We start from the raw sequence: 7405 nt of genomic DNA on the forward strand, positions 1-7405 counted from the left end.
GGCCGGACAAGCAATCAGCCGTAGACCACCAGCAGATCCTTGGCGTCGATCTGGTCGCCGGTACGCACCAGCACTTCGGCGATCGTTCCGTCGCGCTCGGCGTGAAGGGCAGTCTCCATCTTCATGGCTTCGATCGACAGGAGCACGTCACCCGCCTTGACCGGTTGGCCGGCTGAGACGGCAAGCGTCGAGACCACGCCCGGCATCGGAGCGCCGACATGTGCATCGTTGCCGGCCTCGGCCTTGCGCCGGACCTTGGGCGCCAATGCGCCATGCGCGCGGTCCGGCACTTTGACGCGGCGCGGCTGGCCGTTGAGCTCGAAGAACACCGTCACCATGCCCTTGTCATCGACGTCGCCGATGGCAAGGCAGCGGATGACGAGCGTCTTGCCCTTCTCGATGTCGACGAAGACCTCGTCCTCAGGCTCCATGCCGTAGAAATAGACCGGCGTCGGCAAGACACTGACGGGTCCATAGGTCTCCTGCGCGTGGACGAAGTCCGAAAACACCTTCGGGTACATCAGCCACGAGGCAAATTCGTTTTCCGAAAGCTTGCGACCAAGCTTGGTCTCGACCTCCTTGCGGTTCGCTGTGAGGTCGGCTGCCTTGAGCAACGAGCCGGGGCGCGCCGTGATCGGCTTTTCACCCTTCAGCACCTTTTTCTGCAGCGCTGCCGGCCAACCGCCCGGCGACTGGCCGAGATCGCCGCGCAGCATCGACACCACCGAATCCGGGAAGGCGATGTCCTTGGCCGGGTTTTCGACATCGGCGACGGTCAGCTCCTGGCTCACCATCATCAGCGCCATGTCACCCGCCACCTTCGAAGACGGCGTCACCTTGACGATGTCACCGAACATCAGATTGACGTCATGATAGGCCTGCGCCACCTCGTGCCACCGGGTTTCAAGCCCGAGCGAGCGCGCCTGCTCCTTGAGGTTGGTGAACTGGCCACCGGGCATTTCATGCAGATAGACCTCCGAGGCAGGCCCCTTCAGGTCGCTTTCGAAGGCTGCGTACTGGTTGCGCACCGCCTCCCAGTAAAACGAGATGCGACGGATCCATTCGGGCGCAAGCCCCGGATCGCGGTCAGAGCCGCGCAGGGCCTCGACGATCGAGCCCAGGCAAGGCTGCGAGGTGTTGCCGGAGAAGGCATCCATCGCGGCGTCGATGGCATCGACCCCGCTCTCCACAGCAGCCAGCACCGTCGCTGCCGACAGGCCCGACGTGTCGTGGGTGTGGAAATGGATCGGCAGATCGGTCGCCTCGCGCAGCGCCTTGAACAGCGCCCGCGCCGCACCTGGCTTGAGCAGGCCGGCCATGTCCTTGACCGCGATAATGTGGGCGCCTGCGGCTTCCAGCTCCTTGGCGAGCCCGACATAATATTTCAGGTCGTATTTGGCGCGGTTCGGGTCGAGCAGGTCGCCGGTGTAGCAGATCGCCGCCTCGCAGAGCTTGCCTTCGGCACCCACGGCGTCCATCGACACCCGCATGTTTTCGACCCAGTTCAGGCAATCGAAAACGCGGAACAGATCGACGCCGCCGGCAGCAGCCTGGCGTACGAAATGCTGGACGACATTGTCGGGATAATTGGTGTAGCCGACGCCGTTGGCGCCGCGCAAAAGCATCTGCAACAAGATGTTGGGCGCTGCCTGGCGCACCTTGTCGAGCCGCTCCCACGGGTCTTCGGTCAGGAAGCGCATGGCGACGTCGAAGGTCGCCCCGCCCCAACATTCGAGCGACAGAAGCTGCGGCAGAGCGCGCGCGTAGGTGCCGGCGATCTTGGCGATGTCGTGGGTGCGGACGCGCGTGGCCAGCAGCGACTGGTGACCGTCACGCATGGTCGTGTCGGTGATCAGCACCTGCTTTTGCGCCCGCATCCAGGCAGCGAATTTCTCCGGGCCGAGTTGGTCGAGCTTCTGCCTGGTGCCATCGGGGATCGGGCCGGTGAACCATGGCACGACGGGTGCTGCGGCTTCCGGGTTGGGCGCAGCACGGCCGCGTGTCTCGGGGTGGCCRTTGACGGTAACATCGGCGAGATAGTTGAGCAGCTTGGTAGCACGGTCCTGGCGCTTGACCTGGGCGAACAGCTCGGGCGTCGAGTCGATGAACTTGGTGGTATAGGAATTGTCGCGGAAGGCCGGGTGCGTGATGATCGCTTCGAGGAAGGTCAGGTTCGTCGCCACGCCGCGAATACGGAACTCGCGCAACGCCCGGTGCATTCGTGCGATCGCCTCTTCAGGCGTCGGCGCCCACGCGGTCACCTTTTCCAGTAGTGGATCGTAGAAGCGTGTGATGACCGCGCCCGAATAGGCGGTGCCGCCGTCGAGGCGGATGCCGAAGCCGGTGGCGCCGCGATAGGCGGTGATGCGCCCATAATCGGGGATGAAGTTCTGCTCGGGATCTTCCGTGGTGATGCGGCACTGCAAGGCATGGCCGTTGAGCCGGATGTCGGCCTGGGCCGGCACGCCTGACTCCGGCGTGCCGATGGCAAAGCCGTCGAGGATGTGGATCTGCGCCTTGACGATGTCGATGCCTGTCACCTGTTCGGTGACGGTGTGCTCGACCTGGATGCGGGGATTGACCTCGATGAAATAGAATTTGCCGCTGTCGGCGTCCTGCAGGAACTCGACGGTGCCAGCACCGATATAGGCGGTCTCGCGCGCGAGCTTCAGGGCGTGCTCGCACAGCTCGTTGCGCTCTGCCATTCCGAGATAGGGCGCAGGGGCGCGCTCGACGACCTTCTGGTTGCGGCGCTGGATCGAGCAGTCGCGCTCGAACAGATGCACGGCGTTGCCGTGGGTGTCGCCCAGCACCTGCACTTCGACGTGACGGGCGCGCTCGATCAGCTTCTCGAGATAGACCTCGTCCTTGCCGAACGCCGCCTTGGCCTCGCGCTTGCCTTCGACGACCTCCCGGGCGAGATCGGCTTCGCTGCGGATAGCGCGCATGCCGCGACCGCCGCCGCCCCATGACGCCTTGAGCATGACCGGATAGCCGATCCTGGCGGCGAGCTTCTTCACCTCGTCCATGTCGTCGGGCAACGGGTCGGTCGCCGGGATGACCGGCACACCGACTTCGATGGCGAGGTTGCGTGCAGCGACCTTGTTGCCGAGGCGGCGCATCGTCTCGGGCTTGGGGCCGATGAAGGTGATGCCGCTTGCGACACAGGCCTCGGCGAATTCCGGGCTCTCCGACAACAGGCCGTAGCCGGGATGGATCGCATCAGCGCCGGACAGCTTGGCGACACGAATGATCTCTTCGATCGACAAATAGCTTTCGATCGGACCCATGTCCTTGGTCAGATGGGGTCCACGGCCGACCTGGTAGGATTCGTCGGCCTTGAAGCGATGCAGCGAATATTTGTCCTCTTCCGCCCATATCGCCACGGTTTTGAGCCCCAGCTCATTGGCCGCGCGGAAGACGCGGATGGCGATTTCAGATCGGTTGGCGACGAGGATCTTGCTGATCGGCACGAAAACGCTCCAGACGCTGGATATTTAAGAGGCGGCGAATGATTAGCGGGAAAATGCTGCGGTGCAACCGAAAACCCACACCCCTAAATCGATTTAATTTCCGTAGCGTCAGACAGCCATATTTTCTGCGGCACAAAAAAATGCCCGGCGCGAAGCGCCGGGCATCTGTTGGTTGGCGGTGCTTGCAGAATTACTTCTGCTGCAYGTAGGTGTACTTGCCGTCGGCGCCCTTCTGCCACTCGTACATGACGTAGCCTGGCAGCTTAGGATCGCCCTTTTCGTCGAAGGAGATGTCGCCGAGCGCCGTCTTGAACGGGCCCTTCTCCTTGAGAGCCTTGGCAACTGCCTGGGTGTCGGTCGAGCCGGCAGCCTTGGCAGCTTCAGCAATCGCCTGCATCGCGGCATACGAGTAGAGCGTGTAGGCTTCCGGCTCGAAGCCGGCGGCACGGAACTTCTCGACCAGACCCTTGTTCTCCGGGATCAGGCGCGGGTCCGGACCGAAGGTGTTGAGCGTGCCGGCAACGGCGTCGCCGGCGATCGAGGCGAGTTCGTTGGAGACGATGCCGTCGCCCGAAACGAGCGTTGCCTTGAGGCCCTGGTCAGCCGACTGGCGGATGATCAGGCCGGCTTCGGTGTGAAGACCGCCCCAATAGACGATCGAAACGCCGGCTTCCTTCATCTTGGCGATCAGTGCCGAGAAATCCTTGTCGCCGATGTTGACGCCTTCATACATGACTTCCGTCACGCCGGCGGCGTTCATCGCCTTCTTGGTTTCGTCGGCAAGGCCCTGGCCGTAAGGCGTCTTGTCGTGAATGACGGCGATCTTGGCGTCCTTGAACTTCGACGCGAGATAAGCACCGGCAATACCGCCCTGCGCATCGTCACGGCCGCAGGTGCGGAACACGTTCCACAGGCCACGCTCGGTGAATTTCGGGTTGGTAGCAGCTGGGGTGACTTCGAGGATGCCGTTTTCGGCATAGACCTCCGAAGCCGGGATCGAAACGCCCGAGTTGAAGTGACCGACGACGAACTTGACACCGTCAGCGACGAACTTGTTGGCGACCGAAATGCCCTGCTTAGGATCGGAGACGTCGTCGCCGACAACAAGCTTGATCTGCTCGCCATTGATGCCGCCGGCTGCGTTGATGTCAGCAACAGCCTGCTCGGCGCCCTTCTGAAGCTGCGCGCCGAAGGCAGCATTGGGGCCAGTGATCGGGCCGGCGACGCCGACGATGACATCGGCCCATGCGCTGCCGCTGAACGCTACGAGCGCGGTCAGTGCAACAGCCGACAAAAGTGACTTTCTCATTGAAACACTCCCATTAATTGAGTGGGCGTGGAGTTTCTTTCTTGCGATGCCCACCCATATCGCAGAAAGGTGAGTTTGCCGATTTTCCGGCAGTTGTCACGCCGATTCATTGGCGAATCGGCGCCGATATTTGGCCTTTGCCCCTCAGGACTTCGATCTCCAAGAAAGAGGCGAAACCTTTTCATAAAGCCAATTGTATTGCGTGACCATCTGGTTTGTTCGCGTGTATTTATAACCAGTCAGTGCAAACGCCATAAGCACGATAGTGTCGACGATATAGAATTGCAGCGTAAACATCGTGCCGTCGAACAACGCATGATGGATAAAGCGTATAGCGATACCTAGCCCTAGTATGTAGAGCACCAGTTTAGTGTAGCTTCGCCAGGTCTGCGCGCAGGCGCGACCAGTCATCCAGGCCGCCCATCCGCCCAAGACGCAGGTGACGAAAAAGAACTGCCAGATCGAGGCTTCCTCGTAGAGAATGCCGTGCATGATGGATCCTCCTAGTGGCGGCCGCCTTCGAGATAGGCCGCACGAACCTCTGGATTGGCGAGAAGGTCCTTGCCCGTGCCACTCATCGTGACCAAGCCGTTGACCATGACGTAGCCGCGCGTGGCGAGCTTCAGTGCGCCGAAGGCGTTCTGCTCGACAAGGAACACGGTCAGGCCCTGGGTCCGGTTGAGCTCGCGAATGGCGTCGAAGATCTGCTTGACGATCAGCGGCGCCAGGCCGAGCGACGGCTCATCGAGCAGAAGCAGCTTGGGCCGCGCCATCAGCGCRCGGCCGATGGMSAGCATCTGCTGCTCGCCGCCGGAAAGCGTGCCGCCGCGCTGAGCGATACGCTCCTTGAGCCTGGGAAACAGGGTGAACACCTTCTCGACGTCCTCATCGTAATATTTGAGGTTGTCGAGACTTGCGCCCATCTGCAGGTTTTCCATCACCGTCATGCGCGGGAAGATGCGCCGTCCCTCCGGCGACTGTGCGATGCGCAGCCTGGCGATCTCATGCGTAGGCAGGTCGGTGATATCGGTCCCAGCGAAGGTGATGGTGCCGCGGCGCGCCCTGGGCGTGCCGAAGATTGTCATCATCAGCGTCGACTTGCCGGCACCGTTGGCGCCGATAAGGGCGACGATTTCGCCTTCGTTGACCGAGACATCGACGCCGCTGAGCGCTCGGATATTGCCGTAATAGGTCTCGACACCTTTGATGTCGAGCAAGGTCTTAGCCGTCACTTGCCACCTCCGCGCTTGGCTTTCGCCGGCTTGGCCGCTTCACGCGCCAGCGCCTTGGCCTGCCCTACCCAATCTTCGCGTTCAATCCGTCCGTCGAAGGCGAGGTAGGCCTCCGCCGCCGCGATATCGGACTTCTTCCACCCCGCCACCTGGTCGAAATGAAAGATGCCGTGGTCGTTGAGCTTCTTCTCGTTGACCGGTCCAATGCCCTTGATCAGGATCAGCCGGTCCGCCACACCGCCGCGCGGTGCGGCAAGCACATTGGCGATGGTCTTGGCGACCTGCGCCTTGGCCGGCGCAGCCTTGGCGACAGGCGCTTTGGCGGCGGGGGCTTTTATGACGGCTGCCTTGGCATCCGGTGCCTTGGCCGGCTTGGCCGGCGGCTTCGTTCCAGGCTTGGCCGACGCCGCGACCTTTGGTGCGGCAGCCGGCTTGGCCGATTTCGCTTGAGCCTTGGGCGCGGACGCTGCCTTCACCGGGGATCTGACGACCGCTGCTTTTGGCTCCGGCTTGCCAGCTTTTGGCACCGCAGCTTTTGACGCTGCTTTTGAAGCCGGCGCTGCCATGGCGGCTTTCGCCGACGCAGCCTTTGTGGTCGCTACCTTCGGTGCAACCTTCGCAGGTTTTGCCGCCGCCTTGGCTGCTGGTTTCGCAGCCGGAGCCTTGGCCGGTTTTGCAACCGCTTTCGACGCGTCGGCCTTCACCACCGCCGGCTTGACCATTACAGGAGCTTTGGCGACCGGAGCGGCCGAAGCAACAGTTTTGGCCGGTGCCTTCGGTTTGGCAACAGCCTTTGCTGCGGGTGCAGCCTTTGCCGGCTTGGGTGAAGCCATCAGTCCGGCGGCAGGTGCGGCAGTGGACTTTGCCTTCGGCGCCTTCGCCTTGGCCGCAGCAGCCTGGGTGGTTGGCTCGGCAGCAATCCTGGCATCCCGGGCTTCGACCTGCGCCGCCTTCGACGCGCCCCTGGAGACCGTCACGATCTCGCCGTCGCCATCGCTGTGACTGATCGTGTCGCTGACCGGACCGGCCATCATCGACGATGACGCGCTTGGACCATGCGCCGGATCAGGCACGCCCTCGAGTTCCTCGATCACCTGCTCGTCGCCGACCTCGACCAGGACGGTGGTGACTTCCTCGTCATCGACGCCGAGATAGGCGGCAATGACCTTCGGATCGGTCCTGACCGACGTCGGGTCGCCGTCGGAAATCTTGCGGCCGTATTCGAGCACCACCACGTGGTCGGAGATCTGCATGACCACCGACATGTCGTGCTCGATGAGCAGGATCGACGTGCCGGTATTTTCCTTGATGTCGATAAGCAGCGTGTTGAGCGCCAACGATTCCTTCGGATTGAGACCGGCGGCCGGCTCGTCGAGGCAAAGGAGTTCCGG

General features: G+C 62.5%; 5 protein-coding genes. All 5 read right to left on the reverse strand.

What is annotated here, in order from left to right:
* Window positions 1–14 precede the first annotated feature (14 nt).
* On the reverse strand, window positions 15–3473 hold the full coding sequence (gene pyc / locus AC1DWF_RS16225; protein WP_476787785.1) for a pyruvate carboxylase: 3459 nt from the start codon (window positions 3471–3473) through the stop codon (window positions 15–17).
* A gap of 190 nt (window positions 3474–3663) precedes the next feature.
* Window positions 3664–4782, reverse strand: coding sequence for a branched-chain amino acid ABC transporter substrate-binding protein (locus tag AC1DWF_RS16230; RefSeq protein ID WP_476841826.1), 1119 nt, complete (start codon window positions 4780–4782; stop codon window positions 3664–3666).
* 144 nt (window positions 4783–4926) lie between these two features.
* Window positions 4927–5274, reverse strand: a complete 348-nt coding sequence (locus tag AC1DWF_RS16235; protein WP_476784158.1) for a DUF6867 family protein — start codon at window positions 5272–5274, stop codon at window positions 4927–4929.
* Between the two features lie 11 nt (window positions 5275–5285).
* Window positions 5286–6014 carry an ABC transporter ATP-binding protein gene (locus AC1DWF_RS16240; RefSeq protein ID WP_476841827.1) on the reverse strand — a complete coding sequence of 243 codons (729 nt, stop codon included), beginning with the start codon at window positions 6012–6014 and terminating at the stop codon, window positions 5286–5288.
* A partial coding sequence (locus tag AC1DWF_RS16245) for an ABC transporter ATP-binding protein C-terminal domain-containing protein (RefSeq protein WP_476841828.1) occupies window positions 6011–7405 on the reverse strand: 1395 nt, incomplete at its 5' end. The genes AC1DWF_RS16245 and AC1DWF_RS16240, both read right to left, overlap by 4 nt.

The organism is Aminobacter sp. P4_D5 (assembly GCF_056401815.1).